Source organism: Paenibacillus ihuae, assembly GCF_001368795.1.
GTDB lineage: Bacteria > Bacillota > Bacilli > Paenibacillales > Paenibacillaceae > Paenibacillus_AQ > Paenibacillus_AQ ihuae.
In genome coordinates this window covers 2,153,833-2,166,733 of record NZ_LN831198.1, presented here as the reverse complement: position 1 = coordinate 2,166,733, position 12,901 = coordinate 2,153,833, and the positions used below count along the sequence as shown (strand labels likewise).

The 12,901-nt window shown below is 48.5% G+C and carries 17 protein-coding genes and 1 pseudogene; 9 read left to right on the top strand and 9 right to left on the bottom strand.

The genetic code is table 11. The features are described from left to right. Window positions 1-536: PDC sensor domain-containing protein (locus tag AQR02_RS33915; protein ID WP_425339970.1), on the bottom strand; the 536-nt coding region annotated here is incomplete at its 3' end. Between the two features lie 207 nt (window positions 537-743). Here AQR02_RS33915 and AQR02_RS09755 point away from each other — a divergent pair. Continuing rightward, window positions 744-1,028: a hypothetical protein gene (locus AQR02_RS09755; RefSeq protein ID WP_054940401.1), complete on the top strand. Its 285-nt coding sequence runs from the start codon at window positions 744-746 to the stop codon at window positions 1,026-1,028. 61 nt (window positions 1,029-1,089) lie between these two features. On the opposite strand, the gene AQR02_RS09750 is transcribed toward AQR02_RS09755, so the two are convergent. Next, entirely contained in the window at window positions 1,090-1,695 is a 606-nt protein-coding gene (locus tag AQR02_RS09750; RefSeq protein WP_054940400.1) for a pentapeptide repeat-containing protein, read from the bottom strand. 123 nt (window positions 1,696-1,818) lie between these two features. Here AQR02_RS09750 and AQR02_RS09745 point away from each other — a divergent pair, with 123 nt between their 5' ends. Then, window positions 1,819-2,193 (top strand): PilZ domain-containing protein, encoded by a 375-nt coding sequence (locus tag AQR02_RS09745; RefSeq protein ID WP_054940399.1) that lies wholly within the window; start codon window positions 1,819-1,821, stop codon window positions 2,191-2,193. Between the two features lie 119 nt (window positions 2,194-2,312). On the opposite strand, the gene AQR02_RS09740 is transcribed toward AQR02_RS09745, so the two are convergent. From AQR02_RS09740 to AQR02_RS09720, 5 genes are read right to left on the bottom strand one after another with little or no spacing between them, the layout of a single operon-like run. Further along, complete coding sequence (locus AQR02_RS09740; protein ID WP_054940398.1) at window positions 2,313-3,044, bottom strand: hypothetical protein; 732 nt, start codon at window positions 3,042-3,044, stop codon at window positions 2,313-2,315. After that, complete coding sequence (locus tag AQR02_RS09735; protein WP_054940397.1) at window positions 3,038-3,739, bottom strand: ABC transporter ATP-binding protein; 702 nt, start codon at window positions 3,737-3,739, stop codon at window positions 3,038-3,040. Before AQR02_RS09735 ends, AQR02_RS09740 begins: the two co-directional genes overlap by 7 nt. 12 nt (window positions 3,740-3,751) lie before the next feature. Next, the gene (locus AQR02_RS09730; RefSeq protein ID WP_054940396.1) at window positions 3,752-4,126 is read right to left on the bottom strand and encodes a GntR family transcriptional regulator; all 375 of its coding nucleotides are present in this window, start codon (window positions 4,124-4,126) and stop codon (window positions 3,752-3,754) included. Then, window positions 4,126-4,875 carry an ABC transporter permease gene (locus AQR02_RS09725; protein WP_054940395.1) on the bottom strand — a complete coding sequence of 250 codons (750 nt, stop codon included), beginning with the start codon at window positions 4,873-4,875 and terminating at the stop codon, window positions 4,126-4,128. The genes AQR02_RS09730 and AQR02_RS09725 overlap by 1 nt, the downstream gene beginning before the upstream one ends. Beyond that, window positions 4,868-5,839, bottom strand: a complete 972-nt coding sequence (locus AQR02_RS09720) for an ABC transporter ATP-binding protein (RefSeq protein ID WP_054940394.1) — start codon at window positions 5,837-5,839, stop codon at window positions 4,868-4,870. Before AQR02_RS09720 ends, AQR02_RS09725 begins: the two co-directional genes overlap by 8 nt. Window positions 5,840-5,932: 93 nt before the next feature. On the opposite strand from AQR02_RS09720, the gene AQR02_RS09715 reads away from it, so the two are divergent. Together AQR02_RS09715 and AQR02_RS09710 are read left to right on the top strand one after the other, a co-directional pair. After that, the gene (locus AQR02_RS09715; RefSeq protein WP_054940393.1) at window positions 5,933-6,286 is read left to right on the top strand and encodes a hypothetical protein; all 354 of its coding nucleotides are present in this window, start codon (window positions 5,933-5,935) and stop codon (window positions 6,284-6,286) included. 200 nt (window positions 6,287-6,486) lie between these two features. After that, complete coding sequence (locus AQR02_RS09710) at window positions 6,487-7,875, top strand: cryptochrome/photolyase family protein (protein WP_054940392.1); 1,389 nt, start codon at window positions 6,487-6,489, stop codon at window positions 7,873-7,875. Window positions 7,876-7,885: 10 nt separating this feature from the next. On the opposite strand, the gene AQR02_RS09705 is transcribed toward AQR02_RS09710, so the two are convergent. Beyond that, the gene (locus tag AQR02_RS09705) at window positions 7,886-8,881 is read right to left on the bottom strand and encodes a phosphotransferase (RefSeq protein ID WP_082451756.1); all 996 of its coding nucleotides are present in this window, start codon (window positions 8,879-8,881) and stop codon (window positions 7,886-7,888) included. Between the two features lie 244 nt (window positions 8,882-9,125). Between AQR02_RS09705 and AQR02_RS09700 the strand changes: the two genes are divergently transcribed. After that, window positions 9,126-9,752: a hypothetical protein gene (locus tag AQR02_RS09700; RefSeq protein WP_159067726.1), complete on the top strand. Its 627-nt coding sequence runs from the start codon at window positions 9,126-9,128 to the stop codon at window positions 9,750-9,752. A 221-nt stretch (window positions 9,753-9,973) separates the two neighbouring features. Beyond that, window positions 9,974-10,834, top strand: coding sequence for a sulfurtransferase (locus AQR02_RS09695; protein WP_054940389.1), 861 nt, complete (start codon window positions 9,974-9,976; stop codon window positions 10,832-10,834). 141 nt (window positions 10,835-10,975) lie between these two features. Here AQR02_RS09695 and AQR02_RS09690 read toward each other — a convergent pair whose 3' ends face one another. Beyond that, window positions 10,976-11,890, bottom strand: a complete 915-nt coding sequence (locus AQR02_RS09690) for a hypothetical protein (protein ID WP_054940388.1) — start codon at window positions 11,888-11,890, stop codon at window positions 10,976-10,978. Between the two features lie 110 nt (window positions 11,891-12,000). Here AQR02_RS09690 and AQR02_RS09685 point away from each other — a divergent pair, with 110 nt between their 5' ends. The 3 genes and pseudogenes from AQR02_RS09685 to AQR02_RS32375 all read left to right on the top strand — a co-directional run. After that, a complete protein-coding gene (locus AQR02_RS09685) occupies window positions 12,001-12,174 on the top strand; it encodes a hypothetical protein (RefSeq protein WP_159067724.1) in 174 nt (57 codons plus the stop codon). Window positions 12,175-12,181: 7 nt separating this feature from the next. Further along, a pseudogene (locus AQR02_RS33910) lies at window positions 12,182-12,316 on the top strand (sulfurtransferase); the annotation flags it as partial. A 179-nt stretch (window positions 12,317-12,495) separates the two neighbouring features. Continuing rightward, window positions 12,496-12,901 (top strand): alpha/beta fold hydrolase (locus AQR02_RS32375; RefSeq protein WP_159067723.1); only part of this gene is annotated, 406 nt, incomplete at its 3' end.

Below are 12,901 nucleotides of genomic sequence, written 5' to 3'. Positions count from 1 at the left end.
AGTACACCAGTGACTTGTCCCTGCTTACTGTAAATTGGAACACTGACATCTACGAACTGCAAATCTTCACCGCCCGGATTCGGCAACAGCTTGGACAACAGAACGGCATCATGCACATCTCCAATAAACAAATCTTTAATCCCTTCCTGAAACACGGGCCTATGACTTATATTTTGAGCTAAAAGAATATTATCCGTTGACGAAAGTACATTTCCGGCAGGATCGAGATAACCCACCCATGTGAATACGGGCAGACTGCTCTTCAGTTGATTCAGCAAACCGTTGATTTCCGCCTTATCATATGGCTCCTGAAAAGCATTCAGCTTACTCAACACTTCCACTTCCCCGGAACGGGACCACATGAAGTGGTCCAGCTTCTCAGCCATCTGATAGGCTTCTTCCGCCAGTGAACCTCCAATACTTTTCTCCACTGATTTCGTAGACTGGCTGCCGATAACAAAAATCAGCAGTGCAGTGAGCAGAATGATAATTACGGCAAAGGCGCTGGAAAATAGAGTCCGCAGATTAAACGACATACACATTCATTCCCCTTGTCGAAAATAGTCGATATTTTGTATATCGGTTAAATATATCCGAATGATAAGCATGCAGTATGTACTTTCTTGATTAAGCTCACATGTTGTATCAAAATTGTACTGACTTCTCCAGATGATAGTGCTTACATTAGAACGATATAGTATACTCTGCTCAGCAGCACATGCCAATTTAAGGAGTGGACGTTGATGACAGAACAATTTGAAATGTATGATGACCCCTTTAAAATGCTTATCCTTCTAGCGACGCTTGTATCCGAGAAACTGGGTACTGAGCTCAAATATGAGCAGGTTCCTTCTTTTGAGAATGATACGTTCTCCATCCAGCATGAGAAGTTCGTCTACAAAAAAGACGGCACAGAAATAACGTGGTTTGAATTCCTCGGCCGCGACATCGCCTCCACTCATGACCTTACCCGTTCCGAATATAACAAAATGTTTGTTGACTGCATGGCTTCTCTATACAAATTGTAAGGCAACAAAAAAGCAGCTCCGTTCTCTTCATTAAAAGAGCGGAGCTGCTTTTAACTTTCGCTTAGTCTACCTTTGCACCTAAAGAACGGGCCAGCAGCACAGCCTGCTCCACATCGATCCGCACACCCTTTAAATCCAGACTTTTCAGATCGATTCCATCCAGCTTCGCATCGCGCAGATCCGCACCCTCCAGCTTACACTGGGTCAGCCGTACACGGCTTAAATCAGCACCCCGCAGATTACACTTCTGCAAATTGCAGCCCAGCATATCTGCTTCCAGAAACCGGATGCCCCGCAGATCCTGCCGGGCCAGATTAACATGTCTGAGATTCGTATATGACCAGTCTCCCCCAGCCAGTGTAATTCCGTCCATCGCGGCGTTCGAGAAATCAGAGCCCACCATCTTGCAGTCCTCGAATTTAGACACGAACAGATTCGCCCCTGTAAACTTGCAGTTGGTAAATGCTGCTCCTTTATGTAACGATGCATTCAGCTGTGCCCCGCTAAAGTCACAATCTGCGAACCGGCAGCCGGTTGAGGTCATTTCTTCCATTGAAGCCCCTTTAAAGGAGCAGCGTTCAAAGGTGCAGCCATTCAGTTCGCCGTCCTGCAAAGCTGCGTAATCAAAATTATGATCTGTAAAGGTTTCATTGTCGTATTGATACATGATCGCGCTCCTTTAGTTCCCTGACTGAATAAATAAAATATTTTCTATTAAAATAGCACTTTAGTAGATTGTTCTCATTCTGTCATTTCGATATAATAGCAAAAAAACTAGCGGAGGTAAACGATGGACGACTCCAGCAGAAAAGAACCGTTCCGATATGTAATGAACCAGCCGATCGAATGCTGGCTAGAAGTTCCAGCGGGTAATTCCGGACCGGGAGCCGGGAAATTAACAGAAGGTGTGTTGCTTGATCTTAGCCGTTCCGGCTGTAAAGTACGCACTTCACTGAACCTCCGCTTTACTTCAGGGGATACGAAGCTGATTATACATTTCCGCTTAACAGACGTGAATCTGCAGTTTGAAGGCAGTGTACGCTGGGGCTGGATGTTCGGTATTGGCCAGTTCCAATACGGTGTTAGACTTGTCCTTAATGAAGAAGAAGAGGAACTGCTGCTGCGCGAGCTTGAGCTTTGGACAAATACACGCAAGGCTCAATAAGCGGCGGTTGTATCCGCAATTATAAGTATAGGAGATTTCCCTACCCGGGAATCTTTTTTTTGCGCGAAAACGAAAGCAAAGCTGCGGAACAGCTCTGCTTTCGTCATCATGAATCCCGCTTAGAGTTCCGTTCTCTTCCTAACAAGTATTGTCATTGCATAGATTAACAGCGCTGCTATCACCGCTTCAAAGACAAGCGGCCAAAGATTATAACCGACATAATTGAGCATCAGGCCGCTGGGAACATCGGAAGCTTTAATAACCTCGAACCGGAACGCATTGTCTATGCCTCTAAAATAGCTTTTGAACATACGCTCTTCCAGATAGGCTACTCCATTTTGCAGTGCCACCAGAACAGCAATTCCAATCCATATCTTCCCTCTTACCCTTATACTTCTCGCAACAGTACAAGCAAACATAATCATGAGCAGCACGAATCCGGCAGACCAGATACACTGCAGCGCGCTGCGTGATGCCACCGTCCAGAAATTCCCCGGCATGAAATCCGCTGAGTAGAGCAGGACATATAGTCCCAGGTGGAGCAGCCCGATGAGCAGAACGACCAGCAGCAGCAGCCAGTACAGCAGCAGTGGTGACAGCACTGTAAACAGGGTGTTAACGGGAAGCAGCCTGCGCTGATAGGATTTCAGATTACGGTTATAGTTAAATACAGTAATGAAGAGAAAGACAATTCCTATTACAAAATAAGTGATCAAATGCATGGATATAATATCCTTGCTCGTTGTATCTGAGGATACCCAGATCCCGATATGCAGAAGAACCATAATTACAAGAGCTGCTAAGATCCGGTCACGGCTGCGTCTAAAATCATAACGAATCAGCTTCAGCATTCCGCATACACCTCTCTGAACAACTCATCGATGCTTTTTCCCCGCTGGTGCCGCAGCTCCTCCACATCACTATGCAAGACGAGTTCACCTTCCTTTATAAAAATCACCTCATCAAAGATCCGTTCAATATCTGACACGAGATGGGTAGAGAGCAGAATGGTACTGTCCTCTTCATAAAATTCCATCAATGCATTCAGGATTTTCGTCCGGGCAACCGGATCCACTCCGCCGATCGGCTCATCCAGCAAATACAGTCTGGCCTTACGGGAGAGCGCCAGTGTAAGCTGCAGGCGTTCATTCATGCCTTTAGATAGTGCCTGCACTTTGTCCTTCTCGTTCAGCTTCATAAACTCCAGCATCCGGCGCGCCTTGGCCTGATCAAAATCTGGATAGAAATCCTCCATGAACCTAAGCGCATCCCCAACCTTCATCCATTTCTCCGTCAGCGGCTGATCCGGCATGAATGAGACCAGTGCTTTGCTCTCCTCGCTTACTGGTGTTCCAAGCACGGAAATGCTGCCGGAGCTCGGCTGTGCGAGTCCGGCAATCAGCTTCATCAGTGTGCTTTTTCCGCTGCCGTTGCTGCCAAGCAGCCCAATAATTTTACCGGCGCCGAGTTCAAAAGTGACATTATGCAGCGCCTGTTTGGAGCCGTATTTTTTCGAAACCTGCTCTACCTTGAGTATCCTGTCCACCCCTACATCCTCCTACTTTCTGTCTTTCGCAGCAATATTCTCCGCCACCGCCGTTACAATCTCTTCACTCTGAAAGCCTAGCTCCTGCATACCGCGAATGAACCGGTCGAGAATGTCCTGGGCCATTTCCTTTTTGATGTTCATAATGGTGTCTTCCTTCCCGGTTACATATCTGCCCATACCGCGCCGTGTCTCCACAATCTCTTCACGCTCCAGTTCCTGAAAGGTTCTTTGCACCGTGTTTGGATTAATCTGCAATTCTGCCGCCAGTTCGCGCACCGAAGGGATTTTGTCACCGGGCTTCAGCTTGCCTGTGATGATCTCGCCCTTGAGGTAGTTCATGATCTGTAAATAAATCGGCTGGTTGTTGTCAAATTCTATCGTCATCAAGCAACGTCCCTTCGTCTGAAGACGGTAAATCCTGCCAGGAGGAATACAATGATATACACAGCAAGCATAGTGATCGAGAATCCAAGGGTCATTCCGGACAACGGGGGTTTATTTCCGCTGCTGTACGCAGACAAATCCAGGTTAGGGAACAAAAAATACTTATAAAACTCCCGGTTAATCACGATTTTATCCATAGTTACGGCAAACATCGCAATCCCGATGGTCACTCCTGTAGAGTTGGTTAGCACACCTAGCATAAAGACGAGCGTTACATATACGAACGTATACACAGAGCCGTACAGCATAGACTGCAGGATATCCGCTACCCCTGTGTCTCCGCCACCGGTATTAAACCACAGCATTCCTGAGATGAATATCGCTGCCGCTGCCACCAGGGTCAAGCTAAATGCATACAGCAGCACCGTTACATATTTAGATGCCAGTATTGCAGTACGGCTGCGGGCACGGATGAGCAAAAATTTGACGGTTCCCTGACTATGCTCCTTGGCTACAATCCCTGCCGTACCGATGATGGCCAAAATAGCCATAACCTGGCCCATTCCGGTCGGCAGCAGCATTTGCTTCGTAAACTCCGCAGCGGAAGCGAACGATTCCGGTGATACAGAATGAATAATATACCCGAGCACCAACGGAAAGAACACAAGAATCAGATGGGGTACAAAAAATGAGCGCTTCTTGAACAGCTTCAGCCACTCGTTAAGGATCAGGTTACTAAATTTACGCAATGCGGTTCCCTCCTGTCCATTTCAGGAAATCTTCTTCGAGACTTTGTTTATTCTCACTAATCCGGTATACGCCGACCTTAGCTGCGCTGAGTGCAGCAACAAGCTCCGGCACCTTATGGTCAATCAGGCGGATATGGAGTTCCTTCTGCATTTCGTCAGTACGGGTCCATTCCACCCCATCCATTGCCTGTATTACGGCCTGCGCTGCCTCAACCTTATCAACTCGGACGGCGAGGGATACCTCTCCTTCCGTCTTTGCCTCTGCACCAAGCTGGGTTTCCGTGATCAGCGAACCGTTCTGGATGACTACTGCCCGGTTGCAGATCTGCTCGATCTCGGCCAGCATGTGGCTGGAGATTAAGATGGAGATCCCCTCCACCTCTGCGATATTCCGCATATATTCACGCATTTCCCGGATCCCTGCGGGATCAAGGCCATTGGTCGGCTCATCCAGAATGAGCAGCTTCGGGGAATGCAGCAGAGCCTGGGCGATACCGAGCCGCTGGCGCATGCCAAGCGAATACGCTTTTACCTTCTTATCCATCGCTCCTTGCAGCCCCACCAGCTCTACTACCTCTCGGATCCGGGATTCAGCAACCCCGTCACACATCCGCAGATACTGCTTCAAGTTATCCAGACCTGTCAAATGTCCATAAAATTCCGGATTCTCGATAATCGCACCGATATGGCCAATCGCCTTATTAAAGTCATTGCGGATGCTGTGGCCGTGGACAAGCACATCCCCCTCTGTCATCTTGATCAGGCCAGTCATCATGCGGATCGTAGTTGTCTTACCCGCCCCGTTTGGACCAAGCAGCCCCACAATCTCCCCTTTACGAATCTCAAAAGACAGCTGATTCACGATGGCCTTTCCTTTAATCATTTTGCTGACGCCTTTCATCTGCAGCACTACCGGGTCACTTTGGGCTCCGGCATGTTCTTGGCTAACTGTTGTCCGCTCCATGGTATCCTCCCTGTATCGAGTAAATTATGGTTCTGGCTTTCTGTATTGGTGTGTTAGTTACATAGTACACTAAGATAATTATATTGTAAATATATGGATTTTATTATTTTTCGCCTCAGAGTGTATGAGGAAGAAAATTATCGGGGCAGACGCAGAACGTACACCGGAAATCTCGGCATCCGTAACACGGACAATATTGTGGACGGCATTGAAAGCCTGCGTTTCTTCTCGACCAGCAGCAATGCGACACTAGTACTGTTTAGCAGAACCCGGTTTAGAGGCAGCTTCCGGGTCCTTCGCGGAAACCATAACATCAGTGATCTAGACGATTATATTAACGGCAATGATGTAGAATCGATTATCTCTACCAATCAAAGGCTTACTTTGGCTCGAATCCGTACTATACGCCGTACTGGAAACCTGCCTTCCGGTTACCGGATCATCTGATTCGTTCGGTCATCGGCAAATAAAGAGAGTATGCTTAGGCTTCAACAACAGCAGGCATACTCTCTTTTCTTATTATGTATTGTTGAATTCCAGTTACATAAGCATGAACTGCATATCGCCAAAACTTCACCATCCATCGTATTATAGACTAGTGCTGGTAATAAACATTTCAGTTGATAACGGAAAGGAAATCCTGATAAATGATTCTTTTCATTCACCGCAAGGACCTGCGGACTACCGATCTTCCGGCCTTTGATGCCATCCGTGCAGCCGGTTCCCGCAGCCTGCATGTGCTTATCCTGGAGCCCTTCCTGCTGCGCAAACAGCGCTATCTGGAGCATAGCGGGACTAACTTCCTGGCTCACGTATCCAGCCTGCAGCAGGCCTATGCCCTTCAGGGCAAGCAGCTGCATATTCTATACGGCGAGCCTGATACCATTGTCAGGAGGCTGAGTGAAGCCTATCCCGTTCAGGAATTAATGGTTCATGCCGATTACACCCCCTATGCAATACATAGAGACCAAAGCCTGCGTAACACGTTGGAAGAATTGGGCATTCCTCTCACTCTCTATCATGATAGTATGCTGTGCGATCTGGACGATTTCATGGTGTGGTGCGGACGCCGTGAGCCCTTCAGGGTATTCACCCCGTTTTACCGCCGCTGGCGCAGCTACCTGGCCGAGCGGTTTCGGCCGCCTTATTCTTCAGCCTTGGCTGATCTGGAAACATCAGCTCTGGACGAGGGAATTACTGAAGAATTCATGATTCCATATGAAATTGCACTGCAGTTAGAACAGTCAGCCCCTGCCGGACAGAAGATAGATACTGGCCGTTCGCTTGAGCATTTTCTAAATCTTAATTTGCAGGATTATCAAATAAGCCGTGACCGCTATGCTCTGGAGAACACAAGCCGGATCAGCCGCCATCTTAATACAGGGGCAATTTCAGCACGTACCGTGTACAGCCGGTTGACTCAGGAAGAAGCAGGAATTGAAGAATGGCTTAGACAGCTGGCCTGGCGGGATTTCTATCTGTATCAGGCCCGCCTGGATGCTGATTTTTTCAGCTATGAGAAGGTTTACGATCTGGGTCGTCTGGGAACGAAGTACTTTGAGGCTTGGTCTATGGCAAGGACAGGTATTCCGGTAATCGATGCCGCTATGACCCAGCTGAACGAAACCGGCTGGATGCCTAACCGTCTGCGGATGATTACCGCAATGTTCCTGACCAAAAATCTTGGCTGTCCGTTTATTTACGGGGAGCGTTACTTCAGGTTGAAGCTAAGTGATTATGACAATGTGCTGAACCGGGGCGGCTGGCTCTGGAGCTCCTCTCTCGGATTCGATGCCTCGCCTTATTTCAGGATTATGAATCCGGTAACCCAATCCCAAACTCATGATCCAAGCGGAAGCTACATCCGGACATGGCTGCCGGAGCTGGCAGGTTTGCTGGATAAAGTCATCCATCTGCCCAGACCGGATGCCATCGTTGATCTGAAAAGCTCAAGAGCCCTAGCCATTGAGATCTATAAAGAGATCCTGAACAGCAAAGTAGCTTCGGTGAAACCGGCCAATGGGAATGAGTTATAGCCTTCCTGGCTCATTCCTGCTCTTCACGCAGAACGGACACGATTTCCGCAGTTCCGTCTGACAGCTGAATTAAGTCTGCAGACAGAAGCCTGGTCTGTTCATGAAGCACACCGGATTCATCGGTACCTTCAAGGAAACGGGTGACAAAATGAAGGAAAACATCAATCTTCCGCAGCAGCATCAGTACAGGAATCGCGCTGATTTCGGCCGGTGAGAGCCGGACACTGCGGCTGAATCCCCGGCAAAACCTGCGGATCATCGATTTGTCCTCCGCATGTCCCAGCAGCCCGGACAGTATAACAGCAGGCTCCATCACCCGCAGATCATAGGTGCAGAATTCAAAATCAAGCAGAGCAGCTACCTCACTAGGATTGGTTGACTGGACCAGAAGATTAGAAGCATTCAAGTCACCATGTACCAATTGATGCGGCAGTCCCGCGAGCTCATGTAGTGAATCTGTAATATTCACATAAGCCTTGTATAGCATTTCCAGTTCCATACCCAGTTCCTTAAATGTTTCCGGCGGATGCAGACACAGCTCGCGGATGACCTCGTTACTGCACAGCGGATAGGATGTCCGCAGCTCATAATAAGGCCGGTACACCGGAGTCAGTCCGGGATTGATATCAGCCAGCACAGCCGAAAGAATGCCTGCAGACTCCCCGAAGGATTCGGCATATCCTGACGCTTCCTCGTTAGGCGTATCTCCGTCGATATACCGGAACAAGCAGGCGAATTTGCCGCTTTCATCGATCTGAAACATAGTTTCACCAGTTACGGCAGATACGGGTACAGGTACTTTAAAGGGCAGGTTTTGGCTCCCCAGCTGCTGGAGCACGGCGTGCTCGAATTCAATCTTGGCTTTATCCTTGTGCGTGTCATATATACGGAGGACTGCGCGTTTTGTCTGATTTTCCACAAAATAGGTGGTATTATTCCAGCCCCCGCTCCGTCTCCGCAGCGTCCCGGCCCATTCCGGCCAGGCCTTACTTACTATAATTTCCACAGGCTTAAGCCTCTCTCTCATTGTTCTATCAGCTCAAAGGCAATTGTAAAATCAGAGTCTGGCTGTGTCAAATCTCTGAAAGCGGATTTCGCTGCACGCATGGGCCCGGCTATTGACTGTCCGGAAAGGTAGAAATCTTTAATTTTCACGATAAGATCTTTATTTCATATATTCCATAAAAAGTAACAAATGATATTCTTATATATAGATCTCTCGGCCGAGAGATCAATACTTTAAGAACGATTTGAGAATAAGTGAAAAAAGTAAAATTGGAAATCAGATGACGGAGCGATTTGGGTCGATGGTGGTCATGACATTTCTCACTCCGGCACTCGATGAGATAGGGCTGAAATTAATGAAACGAAGAATATTGTTATTCCTACTTCTAAGCCTTGTACTGTTGGCAATGATAGGATGCCGTTCTCTAGAAGGAAAGACTGATGAACAAATTGCCGCCGATTATATTCAAGGCCTCGGTTACACAATCGTTGTCCATGAAGGAGAAGTCTTAAAATATACATTGGAACAGACGATGCTCGAAAACCTATATTATATGCAGCTCTGGGCGGTTCAGAAGAAAGAACCTGATGCCTATATTGGGAAAGAAATCGTCACTTATCGATTCATTGTGAAGGATCATCCACTGGACCAGCTATATCCCCCTGATGATTACGATATTTCTGTAACAGTTATGATTGTAGACAGTAAGGTCATAGGTGGAGCCTCGGGACCAAAAAGCAAAATTAAAAATCTCGTCATGGCGGGCGGAGAGTATTCAATAGAAGGAAAAACATTGGGCGATATAAAGGAAATGGATTACACGCAATGGCTTGACTATTGGCAGAAAAAGTATGGTAAGCGGACGGAGTGACCTTCTAATCGATTTCTTAAACGGTGAACAGCCGAACAGACAAGCTGATCAAGGGCTACTCCCTGGTTAGCTTGTTTGTTGTCTGGTAATCTATTTCTCTGCATTCCCCTACTGGATGTATAATTACAATCTCTACAAACGGACTATGGGCACGTGTGCGACTCTGTATTTTTCCGTTATAATAATGTAATACATATCACAGCGCAAAGGATGGGGATAAAATGGAAGCTACTGTTTCCAAAAGATGGCTGCTGGCAAGGCTATATGAGCCGGAGCAGACGATTGTGGATTGCCGGTTTACGCTAGGTAAACCAGATGCTGGCCGGGAGAGCTACGAACAGGAGCATATTCCAGGTGCCGTTTATCTCGATTTGGAGCTGGACCTGTCCAGCCCTGTGGGTGAACACGGCGGGCGGCATCCGCTTCCCGATCCGCAGGTGCTGGCGGCACGTCTCTCGAAGCTCGGAATCGGTAACGATTCCCGCATCGTGGCTTACGATGATGAGAGCGGCATGAATGCAGCGCGGCTGTGGTGGCTGCTGCGCTACCTCGGGCATGAGCAGGTGTTTATACTGGAGGGTGGCTTCAGCGCATGGAAAGCTGAGAAATTCCCGGTCACAGATCATCAGCCGGTACGGGTGCCAAGCACATTTACACCGAATATCAAGCCGCAGATGCTGGCGGATGTTGAGGAGGTTCGCCGGGTGTCGGAGAAGAGGGTTCATGCGGGGGCTGATGCTGCCAATACCATTCTGATCGACTCCCGTGCGAATGACCGCTATCACGGCCAGAATGAGACCTTGGACAAGAAAGCCGGACATATCCCCGGCGCAGTCAACTTCTTCTGGAAGGATACGCAGAATGCAGACGGCCGCTTCAAGAGCGCTGATGAGCTTGCGGTGCATTTCGCCGGACTCGACAAGGAGCGCGAGATTATCGTCTACTGCGGCTCCGGTGTAACCGCCTGTCCGAATGTGCTGGCCTTGGAGAAGGCTGGTTATAAGAAAGTGCGGCTGTATGCGGGGAGCTGGTCCGATTGGATTTCGTATGAAGAGAATTTGGTGGCTACGGGGGAAGAGTAAATACAAAGAGCCCGCACTGAACGCGGGCTCTTTGTGCTGGAGTTAAGCTCATGCAGAGTTTTTACTGAGAGCCAAGACCACTCCTCCCAGGGTCCGCCCCCATTGGTCAGTCCGGCTAAAGACCGGTCCGGTTACCTTCCGCTACAGCTTGGTCAGCACATGCGCATTAACAAAGTAATCCCTGTCTTCGTATTCATCATGGACGAACTCCCACAGCAGCGAAAACCTTAATTCAACTTTATACAACCGCATAATTTGCGGATGAACGTGGACAAATGCCCCCGGCAAGCACAAGCCTTGTTGCGCCATCTCCGGCAGATGCCCGTAAATCAGGTCCAAGTTTTCCCGGAGATTTCCTCCCGTCAGCTCCAGAGTCTTTACAGTAGCCGGGCTGGTATAGCCGGTTGTTGATATGCGCTGCAGCAGCAGAGTATCGGTTAAATGGACAATCACCCCGTCCGGTGCCAGAAGGCCCTGCAAAGATTGAAAGATGTTGATATGAATCCGTTCAAGCAGCCGATCCAGCTGAGCGCTGAATTCCGGTGTATGGGCAACCTTATTTTTCTTCCGGTAAAAAAAGGCGGAGATGAGCTGCGTCGTGAAACATAAATTCATGACCACGTCAAAAGGAGGATGCAACGGCGAGAAATCCACGTTAGGCAGCAATTCGTCAATCTTTGCTTTCAAATCATCCGGTGAAGACACTTCTGTTCCTACTCCGGTCAGATCAATGATTGCCCGTTCGTATTTTTCCGGGTGTGCCGACTTGGCCAGAAAGCGGTCCAGCGCTTTTTCATCGATATCGACGATCGTGATCCGTTCAAATATAGACTCGATATACGAAATGGGTACATCGTTTCCGTTCCCGGCCCCGAGCAGTAAAATATGCCCGCGCCCGCAGCGGTTATGTTCCAGCGTTTGCTCCAGAACCTGCTGAATCTGATCCCGGTAGCCCGCCCAGTGCTGCCAATCATGCTGGGTCGAGTCATTTCGGAGGGTGTTGGCTTTGCGGAAATTGACGTAAGGAACATTGACTTTTCTCATAAATGGATTCATAGCGTGATTCACCTTTTCTATCTGGAATGGAGCATTAACGAAATTATATCTTTTTTTAGGCAGGCGGTAAAAGAATGCTTTACAACATATTCAACTATTCTCTCATATTAATGGGCAAGCAGGTTAAACTGTTCTATCGGCTGCCCGGAACAGATCAGCTCTTCACTTATCCAGCTGCCGATCCTGCTGGCTGTCTCGGTAGCCGCAAGTCTTGCAGGCAAAAGCAGGCTTTCGCTCTGCAATGGCAAGTTATAATCGTCTCACTGAAATTGAAGATGGATTAGGCTACGCTCTGGCGTAAGCGCTCACCTTAATGTGCTGTCGCTCACGATGGCTGGATTCAGAAATGTGAAGCTCTATGCGGGAAGCTGGAGTGATTGGATTTCCTACGACGATAATCCGATAGGAACCGGAGGAGAGCTTTAGGGTTCGGTCGGAAAAGAAGATCCCAGTCTTATGCGGACTCAGGCTTTCGAGAAACTCTCGGCAGCCTTTTTTACATGTCAAGGAGCTTCTGGAATGTTTTTATTCTGGGAATATACGTTCTTATAACGAGTGAGATTATGTTATACTGAAGCAAGAAAATTATTAAATCGGAGGACAAGATGACCATACATATTGCTCGTAAAACGGTAGTTTTAAAAAATATTGAATTGTTCGTGCTGGATACCGAAACGGAAGGCCCGGCAATCGTCTGCCTGCACGGCCGCTGGGGAAGAGGGGAAACTTGGGCGGATCTGATGCGCCGATACGGCGGGCGCTATCGCGTTATCGCTCCGGATCAGCGCGGGCACGGATTAAGCGGCAAACCGATTTCACGATATACGCCTGAAGAGATGGCGGAAGATGTAATCGGACTGCTGGAAGCGTTGCGAATCAATTCGTGCGTGCTGATCGGGCATTCGATGGGCGGACAGATCGCGGCCTACGCGGCGGCGCTGTATCCACAGTCCATCAGCAGAGTCGCCATTCGCGATAAGACGCCCGATGGGCCGCCTGTACGGCGTGACA

Coding starts and splice junctions, on each gene's coding strand:
- AQR02_RS09685 (WP_159067724.1), top strand. CDS start 12,001: ATGGGCAAGCAGGTTAAACTGTTCTATCGGCTGCCCGGAACAGATCAG.
- AQR02_RS09690 (WP_054940388.1), bottom strand. CDS start 11,890: ATGAATCCATTTATGAGAAAAGTCAATGTTCCTTACGTCAATTTCCGC.
- AQR02_RS09715 (WP_054940393.1), top strand. CDS start 5,933: ATGGATTTTATTATTTTTCGCCTCAGAGTGTATGAGGAAGAAAATTAT.
- AQR02_RS09730 (WP_054940396.1), bottom strand. CDS start 4,126: ATGACGATAGAATTTGACAACAACCAGCCGATTTATTTACAGATCATG.
- AQR02_RS09720 (WP_054940394.1), bottom strand. CDS start 5,839: ATGGAGCGGACAACAGTTAGCCAAGAACATGCCGGAGCCCAAAGTGAC.
- AQR02_RS09755 (WP_054940401.1), top strand. CDS start 744: ATGACAGAACAATTTGAAATGTATGATGACCCCTTTAAAATGCTTATC.
- AQR02_RS09740 (WP_054940398.1), bottom strand. CDS start 3,044: ATGCTGAAGCTGATTCGTTATGATTTTAGACGCAGCCGTGACCGGATC.
- AQR02_RS09745 (WP_054940399.1), top strand. CDS start 1,819: ATGGACGACTCCAGCAGAAAAGAACCGTTCCGATATGTAATGAACCAG.
- AQR02_RS09710 (WP_054940392.1), top strand. CDS start 6,487: ATGATTCTTTTCATTCACCGCAAGGACCTGCGGACTACCGATCTTCCG.
- AQR02_RS09695 (WP_054940389.1), top strand. CDS start 9,974: ATGGAAGCTACTGTTTCCAAAAGATGGCTGCTGGCAAGGCTATATGAG.
- AQR02_RS09750 (WP_054940400.1), bottom strand. CDS start 1,695: ATGTATCAATACGACAATGAAACCTTTACAGATCATAATTTTGATTAC.